13 protein-coding genes are annotated in these 13,636 nt (G+C 53.6%); 12 read left to right on the top strand and 1 reads right to left on the bottom strand.

Features of this window, described 5'->3' with window-relative positions; all coding sequences use genetic code 11:
• Positions 1–125: 125 nt before the first annotated feature.
• The gene (csrD, locus tag ACX8ZY_RS02390) at positions 126–2,075 is read right to left on the bottom strand and encodes an RNase E specificity factor CsrD (protein WP_010699819.1); all 1,950 of its coding nucleotides are present in this window, start codon (positions 2,073–2,075) and stop codon (positions 126–128) included.
• Positions 2,076–2,361: 286 nt separating this feature from the next.
• Here csrD and msrP point away from each other — a divergent pair, with 286 nt between their 5' ends.
• From msrP to ACX8ZY_RS02330, 12 genes are all read left to right on the top strand, one after another.
• The gene (gene msrP, locus ACX8ZY_RS02385) at positions 2,362–3,366 is read left to right on the top strand and encodes a protein-methionine-sulfoxide reductase catalytic subunit MsrP (protein ID WP_010256016.1); all 1,005 of its coding nucleotides are present in this window, start codon (positions 2,362–2,364) and stop codon (positions 3,364–3,366) included.
• Positions 3,367–3,972 (top strand): protein-methionine-sulfoxide reductase heme-binding subunit MsrQ, encoded by a 606-nt coding sequence (msrQ, locus tag ACX8ZY_RS02380; RefSeq protein WP_010699820.1) that lies wholly within the window; start codon positions 3,367–3,369, stop codon positions 3,970–3,972. It abuts the gene before it with no gap.
• Positions 3,973–4,204: 232 nt separating this feature from the next.
• Positions 4,205–4,657, top strand: coding sequence for a type II 3-dehydroquinate dehydratase (aroQ, locus tag ACX8ZY_RS02375; RefSeq protein WP_010256011.1), 453 nt, complete (start codon positions 4,205–4,207; stop codon positions 4,655–4,657).
• Between the two features lie 25 nt (positions 4,658–4,682).
• On the top strand, positions 4,683–5,144 hold the full coding sequence (gene accB, locus ACX8ZY_RS02370) for an acetyl-CoA carboxylase biotin carboxyl carrier protein (protein ID WP_010256009.1): 462 nt from the start codon (positions 4,683–4,685) through the stop codon (positions 5,142–5,144).
• 11 nt (positions 5,145–5,155) lie between these two features.
• Positions 5,156–6,505, top strand: coding sequence for an acetyl-CoA carboxylase biotin carboxylase subunit (accC, locus tag ACX8ZY_RS02365; RefSeq protein WP_010256007.1), 1,350 nt, complete (start codon positions 5,156–5,158; stop codon positions 6,503–6,505).
• Between the two features lie 72 nt (positions 6,506–6,577).
• A complete protein-coding gene (locus tag ACX8ZY_RS02360; RefSeq protein ID WP_010256005.1) occupies positions 6,578–6,820 on the top strand; it encodes a YhdT family protein in 243 nt (80 codons plus the stop codon).
• On the top strand, positions 6,810–8,255 hold the full coding sequence (gene panF, locus ACX8ZY_RS02355) for a sodium/pantothenate symporter (RefSeq protein ID WP_010256003.1): 1,446 nt from the start codon (positions 6,810–6,812) through the stop codon (positions 8,253–8,255). Before ACX8ZY_RS02360 ends, panF begins: the two co-directional genes overlap by 11 nt.
• Before the next feature lie 16 nt (positions 8,256–8,271).
• Entirely contained in the window at positions 8,272–9,153 is an 882-nt protein-coding gene (gene prmA, locus ACX8ZY_RS02350) for a 50S ribosomal protein L11 methyltransferase (RefSeq protein WP_010699821.1), read from the top strand.
• Between the two features lie 367 nt (positions 9,154–9,520).
• Complete coding sequence (gene dusB, locus ACX8ZY_RS02345; protein ID WP_008925814.1) at positions 9,521–10,486, top strand: tRNA dihydrouridine synthase DusB; 966 nt, start codon at positions 9,521–9,523, stop codon at positions 10,484–10,486.
• A 23-nt stretch (positions 10,487–10,509) separates the two neighbouring features.
• Complete coding sequence (gene fis, locus ACX8ZY_RS02340) at positions 10,510–10,806, top strand: DNA-binding transcriptional regulator Fis (protein WP_003855228.1); 297 nt, start codon at positions 10,510–10,512, stop codon at positions 10,804–10,806.
• Between the two features lie 543 nt (positions 10,807–11,349).
• Positions 11,350–12,375 carry an amino acid ABC transporter substrate-binding protein gene (locus tag ACX8ZY_RS02335; RefSeq protein ID WP_010255984.1) on the top strand — a complete coding sequence of 342 codons (1,026 nt, stop codon included), beginning with the start codon at positions 11,350–11,352 and terminating at the stop codon, positions 12,373–12,375.
• 68 nt (positions 12,376–12,443) lie between these two features.
• Entirely contained in the window at positions 12,444–13,622 is a 1,179-nt protein-coding gene (locus ACX8ZY_RS02330; protein ID WP_033780626.1) for an amino acid ABC transporter permease, read from the top strand.
• Positions 13,623–13,636 lie beyond the last annotated feature (14 nt).

The following is a 13,636-nucleotide window of genomic DNA, read 5'->3' as shown; positions in this document are numbered from 1 at the left end:
TTCACGCTATTTCCCCTCGCCCTGTCCGACATAAAATCTAACATTTCCGGCAGTAAGTTCAGAGGTTCAGACGCGGATAAACATTAAAAAAAACCGTAAATTTCCGTCAGTACGACAGCAATTCATTAAATACGGTAACGTTGTGAATACTTCTTCACGTTACTGTTAACCGGAAGCGAGGGAGCAAAAAAGTCGCCCTGCCCACCTGCTACGCCCAACGCGACTAAAGTTTGCCACTCCGCTTTAGTGCGGACACCGGTAGCAAACACCTGAATGCCCGTACATTTACAGACTTCCAGCAGACTCTGCACAAACAGCTGATTTTCAGTCCGGCGCTCAATATTGCGTACCAGACCGGCATCAAGCTTGATCAGTTCCAGCGGCAGCTGTCGTATGTAGGCGCTGCTTACCACGGTTAAACCCGCCTGATTTACCGCAACCCGACAGCCAAAAGCCTTAAGTGCGCGGAAAACTGGCGTTAAACGGTTGATGTGTTGACAAACATCTGCCTCGGCAAGTTCAAATAAAAATCGTTTTCTTTGCGCTTTCGGGCACTGCAGCAGCATGTTCTGCAGCCAGAGGACAAAAGAGCGCTGCAGAAGCGAGGTAATCGTCACCGGGATCACCAGCGTCTCTTCTGGCCAGAGTTCAGAGAGTGCCGCAATGCGAGTCATTAACTGGCGATCCCAGCCATCAGCCATGCCGAGCTGCTGTACCAGGGGCATATATTCTGCGGCCAGCACTTCTTTATCGCCGTCGAAGATGCGGGTCAGCATCACCCGGTGCTGTACCTTACCCTCAATATTGACGGTGGGTTTATGATAGAGCCGCGGGCCGCCACGGCTAAGCGTGTTCTCCAGCAGGGTTCGCCAGCGCACACTACCCCGCCCGGCGTCCTGCGGATTTCCGGCACCATTGGTCCAGTTGTTGCCGCCCAGCAGTGCCGCACGTCGGGTAGCCATTTCGGCATTTTCCATCACCTGCGGCACAGTCTGCCCGCTGTGCCAGGCGCTGATACCGATATGAATGAGATCATCACGATTAACCAGCCGCATCGGCGGCAGAGAATCAACAGCATTGATCAGCTGATCCGCAATACTGTTTGCCTCTTTAAGACTGCGATGCGGCAGTAGCACGGCAAAATCACTGCGGAAATAGCGTGCCAGCAGGGCGCCAGGATAGCGCAGCACAAAGGTGGAAAGCATGTTGACGAAATTGAAGAGGTACTCCTCAACCAGCCCCGGCTCCAGCGAATCCTTCAGCGTGTCCAGATCGGGCAGGCGCACCATCATCACCACACCATGGGTGCCGACAGCTTCCTGATCCTCCAGCAGGGTGGCGAGCTGGTTATCAAAGAACAGCCGGTTGTTGAGACCGGTGCGTCCATCCTGCGCAGCAAAGGTGCGGATCAGCGTGTCGATACGCAGACGCTGCTCGCCCGCTTCCTGCAGATCCGCCAGCAACACATCCAGTGCGCGGCTCGCTCTCGGTGGCCACTCATCCGCACCGCGTTTCGGCATTACGCCGCGCTCACCGCTGATAATCGCCTCTGCCCGCACTTCAAGATGCTCCATACCGCGCCACTGACGACTGAGCCAGCGATGCATCAGCAGCAGCACCAGACTCATCACCAGCATGACGGTAAACAGGATGCCCAGCGTAGAGGTGCCGGTAATGGAGCGCAGCCAGGTTTTGGCAGGATCAAGGGTGACGACCCGCAGCTCTAACCCCGTCTGGTGCATCAAAGGCACATCGACCTGGATAAAACGATTAGGCTCGTCTTCCAGCATCTGGTTTTCGTGTCGGGAGAGGGTAAGGAAAGTCTGCCTGCCGTTGTGAAGGGAAATCTGCTCGGCATTCATTATCGGCATCATACGCGTGAGCCAGACATGCAGCTCTGCCGGCGTCTGGGTGAACATCGCCTGATCCACTTCGGTCGCCAGTATCTGCGCCCGATGTTCAACCCGCTGATGACTGAACCAGAAAACACTGAATGCACAGCCTGCCAGCATCAACGACATGGCCAGCAGGCTTAAAAAGGTAATAAACGCAGATAATTTTGTGGTTAATCGCATCCCTGTGCCTGTATTACTGCGGTGATAACCGGATCACCCAACCTTGTACCGTCAGCCTGACGAAAACGCGAGCAAAAATAGCATAATTTGCCGTTGCCGACAGCGCCGGGACGTATGAAGCCGAAGTATATCGTCGGGATATCATCGCTGACGTTGATCCTGGCACTTTTCGGTGCATTCTCATCGTACCGGCCAGCCAGGAAATTTCACATTTTCAGGGCGAAACTGGCTGATATCAGTAATAGTCATCATGCTGGTTAATGACATCCTGTCTGGAGAGGGCACCATGAAACGCACACCCCGTCTGACCGAAGCCGACGTAACGCCGGAAAGCATTTTTAACATGAAGCGCCGCCAGGTGCTGAAAACGCTGGGACTGAGCGCAGCGGCGATGGGTATGCCGGGCGTGGCGCAAGCCGATATTCTCAGCTGGTTCAAAGGCAACGATCGCCCACCCGCGCCAGCAGGCCGGCCGCTGGACTTTACCAAACCAGCGCAATATCAGGCCGATCTGACCTTAACGCCTGCGGATAAAGTTTCCGGCTATAACAACTTCTATGAGTTCGGGCTGGATAAGGCCGATCCGGCTGCCAATGCCGGTACGCTGAAAACAGAACCCTGGAAACTGACCATTGATGGCGAAGTGGCTAAACCCGTGACCCTGGATATGGATGACATCTTTAAACGGTTTGCCATGGAGCAGCGAATCTATCGCATGCGCTGCGTGGAGGCCTGGTCGATGGTGGTGCCCTGGATAGGCTTCGAGCTGAATAAGCTTATCTCTCTGGCGGAACCCACCAGCAAAGCGCGTTTTGTCGCCTTTCAGACACTGTACGATCCTGAGCAGATGCCAGGTCAGAAAGATCGCTTTATTGGCGGCGGACTCAATTATCCCTATGTCGAAGGTTTACGTCTGGATGAAGCCATGCATCCGCTGACCATTCTGACCACCGGCGTCTATGGCAAAGCGCTGCCGCCGCAGAATGGCGCGCCGATTCGCCTGACGGTGCCGTGGAAATATGGTTTTAAGGGCATTAAGTCGATTGTCAAAATCACCCTGACCGCAAATCAGCCACCAACGACCTGGAATCAGATCGCCGCAGATGAATATGGTTTTTATGCCAATGTGAATCCGCATGTTAATCATCCACGCTGGTCGCAGGCCACTGAGCGATTTATTGGCCCGGGCGGCAGTCTGAAGGTCGAACGTCAGCCAACTCTGCTGTTTAACGGCTATGCCGAACAGGTTGCGTCGCTCTATCGTGGCCTGGATTTACGGGAGAATTACTAGGTGGTACGCCTGTCGATAAAACAGATCACCTGGCTTAAGGTGATTCTGCATCTGGCGGCCCTGTTGCCGCTGGTTTATCTGGTTCTTGCCGCGATGCAGGGCGGCCTGAGTGCGGATCCGGCAAAAGATATTCAGCATTTTACCGGCCGCATGGCGCTGAAACTGCTGCTGGGTACGCTGCTGGTCTCACCGCTGGCACGTTATGGCAGGCAACCGCTGTTAATCCGCACGCGACGTCTGCTTGGCGTCTGGACGTTTGTCTGGGCTTCTCTCCATCTGCTGAGCTATTACCTGCTGGAGCTGGGCGCTGACAATCTGCGTCTGCTGGGCAGCGAGCTGATTTCCCGTCCCTATCTGACACTGGGGATTATCAGCTGGCTGATATTACTGGCCCTGGCGCTGACGTCGTTTCAGCGCGCTCAGCGCAAGCTCGGTAAGCGATGGCAAACTCTGCACAACGCGGTCTATCTGGTGGCCATTCTGGTGCCGATTCACTATATCTGGTCAGTGAAAACCGTGTCACCCCAGCCACTTATCTACGCACTACTTGCTGCAATACTGTTAGCCTGGCGTTACAAAAAATTTCTCAAATGGTGGCCTCGCTAGCGCTTCACCCGTTGTTTTCCTCTGCACTTTTCTGATAAAAGATGTGGCCCGCAGGCCACATCCGATCATCTTCGCAGATAAGACCAGTATTTTGCTGCGAAATGACACGAAACGGATATAATGCCCGGCTTTATTGCTCGTCGGGTCTTCTTTTTCATTCTCAAAGGTGACAAATGAAGATTCGCAAGGTATTTTACGCGATGCCTCAATGATTGCGGGAGATGGCAGCACGATGGCGCATAAATTACATATTCTGCTTTTAAACGGGCCCAACCTGAACCTGTTGGGAACGCGTGAACCTGAGAAGTATGGTCATACCACGCTGCGTCAGATCGTTGACGATTTGACACGTCAGGCAGACCAGTTGAATGTGGAATTGAGCCACCTGCAAACCAATGCTGAATTTCAGCTGATTGATCGCATTCATGAGGCCAAAGGCAATGTGGATTACATCATTATTAATCCTGCCGCGTTTACCCATACCAGTGTCGCACTACGTGATGCCCTGCTGGCGGTAGAAATACCGTTTATCGAGGTTCATCTCTCCAACGTGCATGCCCGCGAGCCCTTCCGCCATCACTCCTATCTTTCTGATGTCTCTGCTGGCGTGATCTGTGGGCTTGGCGCTGACGGCTACACATGGGCTTTACAAACGGCAGTAAAACGCCTGTCTCAAACTAATTAATCAAACTGAGTACGGAACCCCACTCATGGATATTCGTAAAATTAAAAAACTGATCGAACTGGTTGAAGAGTCTGGCATTTCAGAGCTGGAAATTTCTGAAGGTGAAGAGTCCGTTCGCATCAGCCGTGCACCTGCAAACGTGGGTTACCCGATGATGCAGCAGACTTACGCTGCGCCGGTTCAACAGCCTGCTCTGGCAACAGCTGTTGCTCCTGTTGCAGCGGTTGCCGAAGCGGCACCGGCTGAAATCAGCGGTCACATCGTGCGTTCACCAATGGTAGGGACCTTCTACCGTACGCCGAGCCCGGATGCGAAAGCCTTTGTGGAAGTCGGCCAGAAAGTGAATGCCGGCGATACCTTGTGCATCGTCGAAGCCATGAAAATGATGAACCAGATCGAAGCTGACAAATCAGGTGTAGTGAAAGCTATCCTGGTTGAAAGCGGTCAGCCGGTCGAATTTGACGAGCCACTGGTTATCATCGAGTAACGGGGCAGATCATGCTGGATAAAATTGTTATTGCTAACCGTGGTGAGATTGCGCTGCGCATTCTGCGTGCCTGTAAAGAACTGGGCATCAAGACTGTTGCGGTACACTCAAGCGCGGATCGTGACCTGAAGCACGTGCTGCTGGCAGACGAAACCGTCTGCATCGGCCCGGCGCAGTCAGTTAAAAGTTACCTCAACATCCCGGCGCTGATCTCTGCTGCAGAGATCACCGGCGCGGTGGCGATTCACCCTGGCTACGGCTTCCTCTCTGAGAATGCCGATTTTGCTGAGCAGGTTGAGCGCTCCGGCTTTATCTTTATCGGTCCGAAAGCAGACACCATTCGCCTGATGGGCGACAAAGTCTCTGCGATTAATGCGATGAAGAAAGCAGGCGTCCCAACCGTACCCGGTTCTGACGGTTCGCTGACCGATGATATGGAAAAAAACCGTGCCTTTGCGAAGCGCATCGGTTATCCGGTCATCATCAAAGCCTCTGGCGGCGGCGGCGGTCGTGGTATGCGCGTTGTGCGCAGCGACAAAGATCTGGAACAATCCATCAACATGACGAAAGCGGAAGCCAAAGCGGCTTTCAGCAACGACATGGTTTACATGGAGAAGTATCTGGAGAATCCGCGCCACATCGAGATTCAGGTTCTGGCTGACGGCCAGGGCAACGCGATCTATCTGGGCGAACGTGACTGCTCTATGCAGCGTCGTCACCAGAAAGTGGTTGAAGAAGCGCCAGGCCCAGGTATTACTGAAGAACAGCGCAGCTTTATCGGCAATCGTTGTGCCAAAGCCTGTATTGAGATTGGCTATCGTGGCGCAGGTACCTTCGAGTTTCTTTACGAAAACGGTGAGTTCTACTTCATTGAGATGAACACCCGTATTCAGGTGGAACATCCGGTGACCGAGATGATCACCGGTGTGGATCTGATCAAAGAGCAGCTGCGCATTGCTGCGGGTCAGCCACTGTCGATCAAACAGGACGAAGTGGTTATTCGCGGACATGCGGTCGAGTGCCGTATTAACGCTGAAGATCCGGTCACCTTCCTGCCAAGTCCGGGTAAAATCACCCGCTTCCATGCGCCAGGCGGTTTTGGCGTGCGCTGGGAGTCGCATATTTACTCAGGCTACACCGTACCGCCGTATTACGACTCCATGATCGGTAAGCTGATCACCTATGGCGAAACGCGCGACGTGGCTATCGCCCGCATGAAGAATGCGCTGGCGGAACTGATCATCGACGGTATCAAAACCAACGTTGAACTGCAGATGAAAATCATGTCCGACGAAAACTTCCAGCACGGTGGAACCAATATCCACTATCTGGAGAAAAAACTCGGCTTGCACGAGAAGTAAACGCAACGCTGAGTCAGTCAGAGGCCGGTTAATCCGGCCTTTTTCTTTTGCCGCTGGCGTTAAGGTTGAATCATGGATGCTCGTTTTATACAGGCACATAAAGAGGCGCGCTGGTCGCTCTACCTCACCCTGCTCTGGCTCGCTGCCTGGGGGCTTTCTGCCTGGCTGGGTGGCAGTGAAATTGGTATCACCGGCCTGCCGCGCTGGTTTGAACTCTCCTGCCTGTTTGCTCCCCTGTTGTTCATATTCCTGTGCTGGATGATGGTGCGGTTAATTTTCCGCGACATGCCGCTGGAGGACACAAATGAACAGTGAAATTATCCTGCCGTTACTGATTTATCTGGTGTTGATTGCCGCGCTGTCGGTGTTTGCCGTGCGCAAAAGGCGCGAGGGTAGCTTCCTCACTGAATATTTCCTTGGCAGCCGCTCCATGGGCGGATTTGTGCTGGCGATGACGCTCACCACCACCTATATCAGCGCCAGCTCGTTTATTGGTGGTCCCGGTGCCGCCTACAAATATGGGCTGGGATGGGTATTGCTGGCGATGGTGCAGGTGCCCGCCGTCTGGCTCTCGCTGGGTGTGCTGGGGAAAAAGTTTGCCATCCTGGCGCGCAAGCATAATGCGGTGACGCTGAATGACATGCTCTACGCCCGCTATCAGAGCCCGCTGCTGATCTGGCTGGCGAGTCTGAGCCTGCTGGTTGCCTTTATCGGTGCCATGACGGTGCAGTTTATTGGCGGCGCGCGGCTGCTCGAAACCGCCGCAGGCATCCCGTATGACACGGGTCTGCTGATTTTTGGCGGCACTATTGCGCTCTACACCGCTTTTGGCGGGTTCCGTGCCAGCGTTCTCAATGACGCCATGCAGGGCATCGTGATGCTGATTGGCACATTTCTGCTGCTGTTCGCGGTGATTCATCAGGCTGGCGGCCTGAGCACGGCCGTGCAGAAACTACATGACATTGATCCCGCTCTGCTGTCGCCGCAGGGACCGGGTGAGATTATAACGCCGACCTTCCTCAGTTCATTTGTCGTGCTGGTCTGCTTTGGGGTGATTGGCTTGCCGCATACTGCGGTGCGCTGCATCTCTTATAAAGACAGCAAGGCAGTCCATCGGGCCATTATTCTGGGTACCATTGTGGTGGTGATCCTGATGCTGGGAATGCATCTGGCCGGTGCGCTGGGCCGGGCGATACTGCCGAATCTGACCGTGCCGGATAGTGTTATACCCACCCTGATGATCACTGTGCTGCCACCGTTAGCTGCCGGACTGTTTCTGGCAGCCCCCATGGCAGCCATTATGTCGACCATTAATGCCCAGCTGTTACAGGCTTCGGCTACGCTGATCAAAGATCTCTATCTGCGTGTTGCCCCACAGCAGATGGAAAATGAGACGCGGCTGCGGCTGTTATCTGGCACCATTACGTTCGCACTGGGTCTCCTGCTGCTGATTGCGGCCTGGAATCCACCCGATATGATTATCTGGCTCAACCTGCTGGCCTTTGGCGGCCTTGAGGCGGTTTTCCTCTGGCCGCTGGTACTGGGTCTCTACTGGGAACGCGCTAATGCCGCAGGCGCCATCACCGGCATGGTGGTGGGTGGAGGCTGCTACGCTTTTCTGGCGAGCCTGAACCTGCAGATTCTGGGTTTTCATCCCATTGTGCCCTCACTGCTTTTAAGCCTGCTGGCATTTTTAGTGGGCAACCTGTTTGGACGCGCGCCGCAAACGGTCGACGCGCCGCAACATTGACGGAAAGAGAGACGTTATGCCGTGGATTCAAATCAAAATTAATAGCTCAGGTGAACACGCGGAAACGCTGAGCGATGCGCTGATGGACATCGGTGCGGTTTCAGTGACCTTTCAGGATACCAACGACACGCCGGTGTATGAGCCGCTGCCAGGTGAAACCCGCCTGTGGGGCGATACCGATGTTATCGGCCTGTTCGATGCAGAAACTGATATGGCCGCGATTACCGCCGAACTGGCGCAGCATCCGTTGCTGGGCGCCGGTTTTCGTCACCGGATCGAGCAGATCGAAGATAAAGACTGGGAGCGCGAATGGATGGAAAACTTCCATCCGATGCGCTTCGGTGAGCGGCTCTGGATCTGTCCGAGCTGGCGTGATGTGCCGGATCCTGATGCCGTCAACGTGATGCTCGATCCCGGCCTGGCGTTTGGGACCGGCACGCATCCGACCACCTCACTCTGCCTTACCTGGCTTGACGGGCTGGATCTGGTGGGCAAAACGGTGATCGATTTCGGCTGTGGTTCGGGGATCCTGGCGATCGCCGCACTGAAGCTGGGTGCGGCTCAGGCGATCGGGATTGATATCGATCCGCAGGCTATTCAGGCCAGCCGGGATAATGCTGAGCGCAACGGCGTCTCTGATCGCCTGTCGCTCTATCTACCCCACCAGCAACCCGAAAATCTGCAGGCTGATGTGGTGGTGGCCAATATCCTGGCCGGCCCGCTACGTGAACTGGCACCGCTGATCAGCGTACTGCCGAAGTCTGGCGGTCATCTGGGCCTCTCGGGCGTGTTAGAGAGCCAGGCAGAGAGCGTCTGCGAAGCGTATGTCAGCGAGTTCACGCTCGACCCGGTTGCGGTTAAAGAGGAGTGGTGCCGGATAACCGGGATTAAATCCTGAATATGGCGCCTGTCTGCCGCCTCTGATATCGCTCTGCCCGGAACAAAGTGCCTTAACAGAACATTCAGCCAGCCCGTAGCGTAAGTTGCGGGCTTTCCCGATTTGAAATGGATGCTTGTATCGTTAATCACGGCATGTGACGTTTTTTATCTGGCGAATTGACGTACTTTTCTGGAAAAACTTTTGCTCACAATTTCAGCATAAATTGTTAAGTCATTGATATTTAAGCTTAATAAATATGCGCATCGATCATGACCCGGATTTCATTGATCTTTCTTGCTGATTGTTCAAAGTTTGGCCTTTCATCTTCCTGCAAAAATGCGTAATATACGCCGCCTTGCAGACACAGTATGGCCATTCTGACTTCATGCGTATTGGAAACCTCCAGCTGAGAAATCGACTGATTGCAGCACCGATGGCCGGTATTACCGACAGGCCGTTCAGGGCGCTGTGTCACGAAATGGGTGCAGGCATGGCAGTTTCTGAGATGTTGTCTTCAAACCCGGAAGTCTGGGCTAGCGACAAATCTCGATTACGTATGGTTCACAGCGATGAGCCAGGCATTCGCGCCGTGCAAATTGCCGGTTGCGATCCCAGTGAAATGGCGCAAGCTGCACGCATTAATGTTGAGGCTGGTGCACAGGTCATCGACATTAATATGGGATGCCCTGCCAAGAAGGTTAACCGCAAAATGGCGGGTTCAGCCTTGCTGCAATATCCCACCGTGGTGGAGTCAATTCTCTCCGCAGTGGTTAATGCAGTGAATGTGCCGGTTACGCTGAAAATTCGTACTGGCTGGGATCCTGAAAACAGGAACTGTGTCGCGATTGCCCAATTGGCTGAACGCTGCGGTATACAGGCTCTGACGATACATGGTCGCACTCGTGCCTGCCTGTTCAACGGAGAAGCTGAATATGACAGCATTCGGACAGTTAAGCAGAGTGTCTCCATTCCGATTATCGCGAATGGAGACATAACTGACCCGCATAAAGCCAGAGCGGTGCTCGACTATACAGGGGCCGATGCTCTGATGATAGGACGTGCTGCTCAGGGAAGACCGTGGATCTTCCGGGAAATCCAGCATTATCTGGACACTGGGGAGTTGCTTGCCCCGCTGCCGATGGCAGAGGTCAAGCGCTTGCTTGTTTCGCATATACGTGAGCTGCACGACTTTTACGGTTCAGGCAAGGGATACCGTATAGCGCGAAAGCACGTCTCCTGGTACCTGCAGGAGCACGCCCCGAATGACCAGTTTCGGCGCACATTCAACGCCATTGAGGATGCCAGCGAACAGCTGGAGGCGTTGGAGGCATACTTCGAAAATCTTGCGTAACGAAATAAAGAGCTGAAAGAACTATGTTCGAACAACGCGTAAATTCTGACGTACTGACCGTTTCAACCGTTAACTCACAGGATCAGGTAACTCAAAAACCTTTGCGTGATTCGGTTAAACAGGCACTGAAGAACTATTTTGCTCAACTGAATGGTCAGGATGTGAGCGACCTGTATGAGCTGGTTTTGGCTGAAGTCGAGCAGCCTCTGTTGGACATGGTGATGCAGTATACCCGTGGCAATCAGACCCGTGCTGCCCTGATGATGGGTATCAACCGCGGTACGCTGCGTAAGAAATTGAAAAAATACGGCATGAACTGATTTTTAGTTCTGTCTGTAAATCACGCCAGCCTTCGGGCTGGCGTTTTTATTTGTGCGTCGACGCACAAAGCCACGGTAATGATAGTGAAACAGTTTCCGGTAATATGGTAACTGTAGTTGCAATCGCTGGCGTGATATTTCACCCTCTCGCTTTCGCCCGCTGTGATTTGACTTAGTGCCTGCCTGACCCTCACCTCGCTTCACATCCCCGCCACTGCTGGGTATGTGACTTTCTGCGCATTAAAAAGCAACGCAATCTCTTCATACATTTCTGCCTGAGTGAATGCTCACACTGCTCCCACATAGTGAAACTATTTGCACTAAATGTGATCGGGTCGACTCGCATTGCTTCCTTTTGGTGCGCCATATTAGCGGAACTTTCTAAGTGCTTCCGATTATTAACCGTTCTTTCATACGAATTCAGGAACCTGCAAACCTGGCATCAGCTTTGCAGAGTCGTGGATGGCTGACCGCCACAGACAGGAAAAACGCACACTAAAGTGCGCAAACATAACAACATGATCCCGCCACACAGGATGCTTTATGAAAAAGATGATGCTCTCTACGCTGATCGCTGCTGCCTCGCTGGTTGCCGTTGCTCAGCAAGCACACGCAGGCACCACACTGGATGCGATAAAGAAAAAAGGTTTTGTTCAATGTGGTATCAGTGACGGCTTGCCGGGCTTCTCCTATGCAGATGCTGGCGGCAAGTTTACCGGTATCGATGTGGATGTGTGTCGTGCGACGGCTGCCGCTGTGTTTGGTGATGCGACCAAAGTGAAATATACCCCGCTGACCGCGAAAGAGCGTTTTACCGCTCTGCAGTCCGGCGAGGTGGATGTGCTTTCACGTAATACCACCTGGACCTCATCGCGCGATGGCGGCATGGGCTTCCTGTTTGCGGGCGTGAACTATTACGACGGTATCGGCTTCCTGACTCACCAGAAGGCCGGCCTGAAAAGTGCGAAAGAGCTGGATGGTGCCACTGTCTGTATTCAGGCGGGAACCGACACCGAGCTGAACGTAGCGGACTTCTTTAAAGCCAACAAAATGCAATATACGCCTGTAACCTTCGACCGCTCTGATGAATCGGCTAAAGCGCTGGATAGCGGACGTTGCGATACGCTGGCGTCTGACCAGTCTCAGCTTTACGCATTACGCATTAAGCTGGGCAAACCGGACGAATTTATTGTTCTGCCCGAAGTGATCTCCAAAGAGCCGCTGGGGCCGTTGGTGCGTCGTGGTGATGATGACTGGTTCACCATCGTGAAGTGGTCGCTCTACGCCATGCTGAATGCGGAGGAGATGGGCATCTCCTCGAAGAACGTTGACCAGATGACGGCCAAGCCAACCACACCAGACATGGCACACTTCCTGGGCGCCGAAGGTGATTTTGGTAAGGATCTGAAGCTGGATAACAAGTGGGCCTACAACATCGTCAAGCAGGTAGGTAACTATCAGGAAAGCTTTGACCGTAACGTCGGTAAAGACAGCGCACTGAAGATTGCACGTGGTCAGAATGCGTTGTGGAACCAGGGCGGTATTCAGTACGCACCACCGGTACGTTAACAGACCTCACTAATCGGGCACCCTATTCTGTGGTGCCCTACCCCAGCTTTCGTTACTGAGGTTTCAACATGTCACAACGCCCAACCGTGAAAAGGGATTTTTCATTTGGTAATCCCACGGTTCGCGCCTGGATTTATCAGCTCATCGCCGTCGTCGCGGTGCTTGGTGTGGTGGGTTATCTGGTGCATAACACCATTATTAACCTTGCTAATCGCGGTATTACATCGGGGTTTGGATTTCTTGAGCGCACTGCCGGTTTCGGCATCGTTCAGCATCTGATTGAGTACACTGAGGGAGATACCTACGCGCGCGTGTTTCTGGTCGGATTAACCAACACGCTGCTGGTCTCTGCACTCTGTATTGTTTTCGCTTCGATTCTCGGATTCGCGGTCGGTCTTGCCCGCCTTTCTGACAACTGGCTGCTGCGGAAACTCTCGAATATCTATATCGAAACCTTCCGTAATATCCCACCCCTGCTGCAAATCTTCTTCTGGTACTTTGCAGTCTTACGCAATCTACCGGGCCCACGTCAGGCGCTGAATGCTTTTGACCTGGCATATGTCAGTAATCGCGGACTCTACGTTCCATGGCCGACCTATGCAGCAGGCAGCTGGCCGTTTGTTATTGCACTGCTTCTGGCCGCGGCTGTGAGCTATGGCCTGTACCGCTTTAACCGTAAACATCAGCTGAAAACCGGTCAGTTACGTCGCACATGGCCCGCTGCCGTTGTGATGCTGATTCTCTTTCCTTTGCTTGCACACATTGGGTTTGGCCCAGCCACGCACTGGGATGTGCCACAACTGCGCGGTTTCAATTTCCGTGGCGGCTCGGTGATGATACCGGAGCTGGCAGCCCTGACGCTGGCACTGTCGATTTATACGTCGTCGTTTATTGCTGAAGTGATCCGCTCCGGGATCCAGTCGGTCCCCTATGGTCAGCATGAAGCAGCGCGGTCGCTGGGGCTGCCTAATCCGGTTACGCTGCGCCAGGTGATTATTCCTCAGGCCATGCGCGTCATTATTCCGCCACTAACCAGCCAGTATCTGAACATCGTGAAGAACTCTTCACTCGCCGCCGCTATCGGTTATCCCGATATGGTGTCGCTGTTCGCCGGATCGGTACTGAATCAGACCGGTCAGGCTATCGAGACGATTGCTATCACGATGGGCGTTTACCTGATTATCAGCCTGCTGATATCAATGCTTATGAACTTCTACAACCGCAAAATTGCGCTGGTTGAGCGTTAAGAGAACGGGATAAC

It is taken from the genome of Pantoea sp. XAF26B01_ASV70, from assembly GCF_054512635.1.
The sequence above is the reverse complement of the archived record's forward strand: the minus strand, read 5'-3'. Positions and strand labels throughout refer to the sequence as shown.

Bases quoted from the DNA above. Each gene is read 5' to 3' on its own strand.
- msrP (WP_010256016.1), top strand. From the start codon at position 2,362: ATGAAACGCACACCCCGTCTGACCGAAGCCGACGTAACGCCGGAAAGC.
- accB (WP_010256009.1), top strand. From the start codon at position 4,683: ATGGATATTCGTAAAATTAAAAAACTGATCGAACTGGTTGAAGAGTCT.
- ACX8ZY_RS02360 (WP_010256005.1), top strand. From the start codon at position 6,578: ATGGATGCTCGTTTTATACAGGCACATAAAGAGGCGCGCTGGTCGCTC.
- ACX8ZY_RS02330 (WP_033780626.1), top strand. From the start codon at position 12,444: ATGTCACAACGCCCAACCGTGAAAAGGGATTTTTCATTTGGTAATCCC.
- csrD (WP_010699819.1), bottom strand. From the start codon at position 2,075: ATGCGATTAACCACAAAATTATCTGCGTTTATTACCTTTTTAAGCCTG.
- aroQ (WP_010256011.1), top strand. From the start codon at position 4,205: ATGGCGCATAAATTACATATTCTGCTTTTAAACGGGCCCAACCTGAAC.
- fis (WP_003855228.1), top strand. From the start codon at position 10,510: ATGTTCGAACAACGCGTAAATTCTGACGTACTGACCGTTTCAACCGTT.
- prmA (WP_010699821.1), top strand. From the start codon at position 8,272: ATGCCGTGGATTCAAATCAAAATTAATAGCTCAGGTGAACACGCGGAA.
- panF (WP_010256003.1), top strand. From the start codon at position 6,810: ATGAACAGTGAAATTATCCTGCCGTTACTGATTTATCTGGTGTTGATT.
- accC (WP_010256007.1), top strand. From the start codon at position 5,156: ATGCTGGATAAAATTGTTATTGCTAACCGTGGTGAGATTGCGCTGCGC.
- ACX8ZY_RS02335 (WP_010255984.1), top strand. From the start codon at position 11,350: ATGAAAAAGATGATGCTCTCTACGCTGATCGCTGCTGCCTCGCTGGTT.
- dusB (WP_008925814.1), top strand. From the start codon at position 9,521: ATGCGTATTGGAAACCTCCAGCTGAGAAATCGACTGATTGCAGCACCG.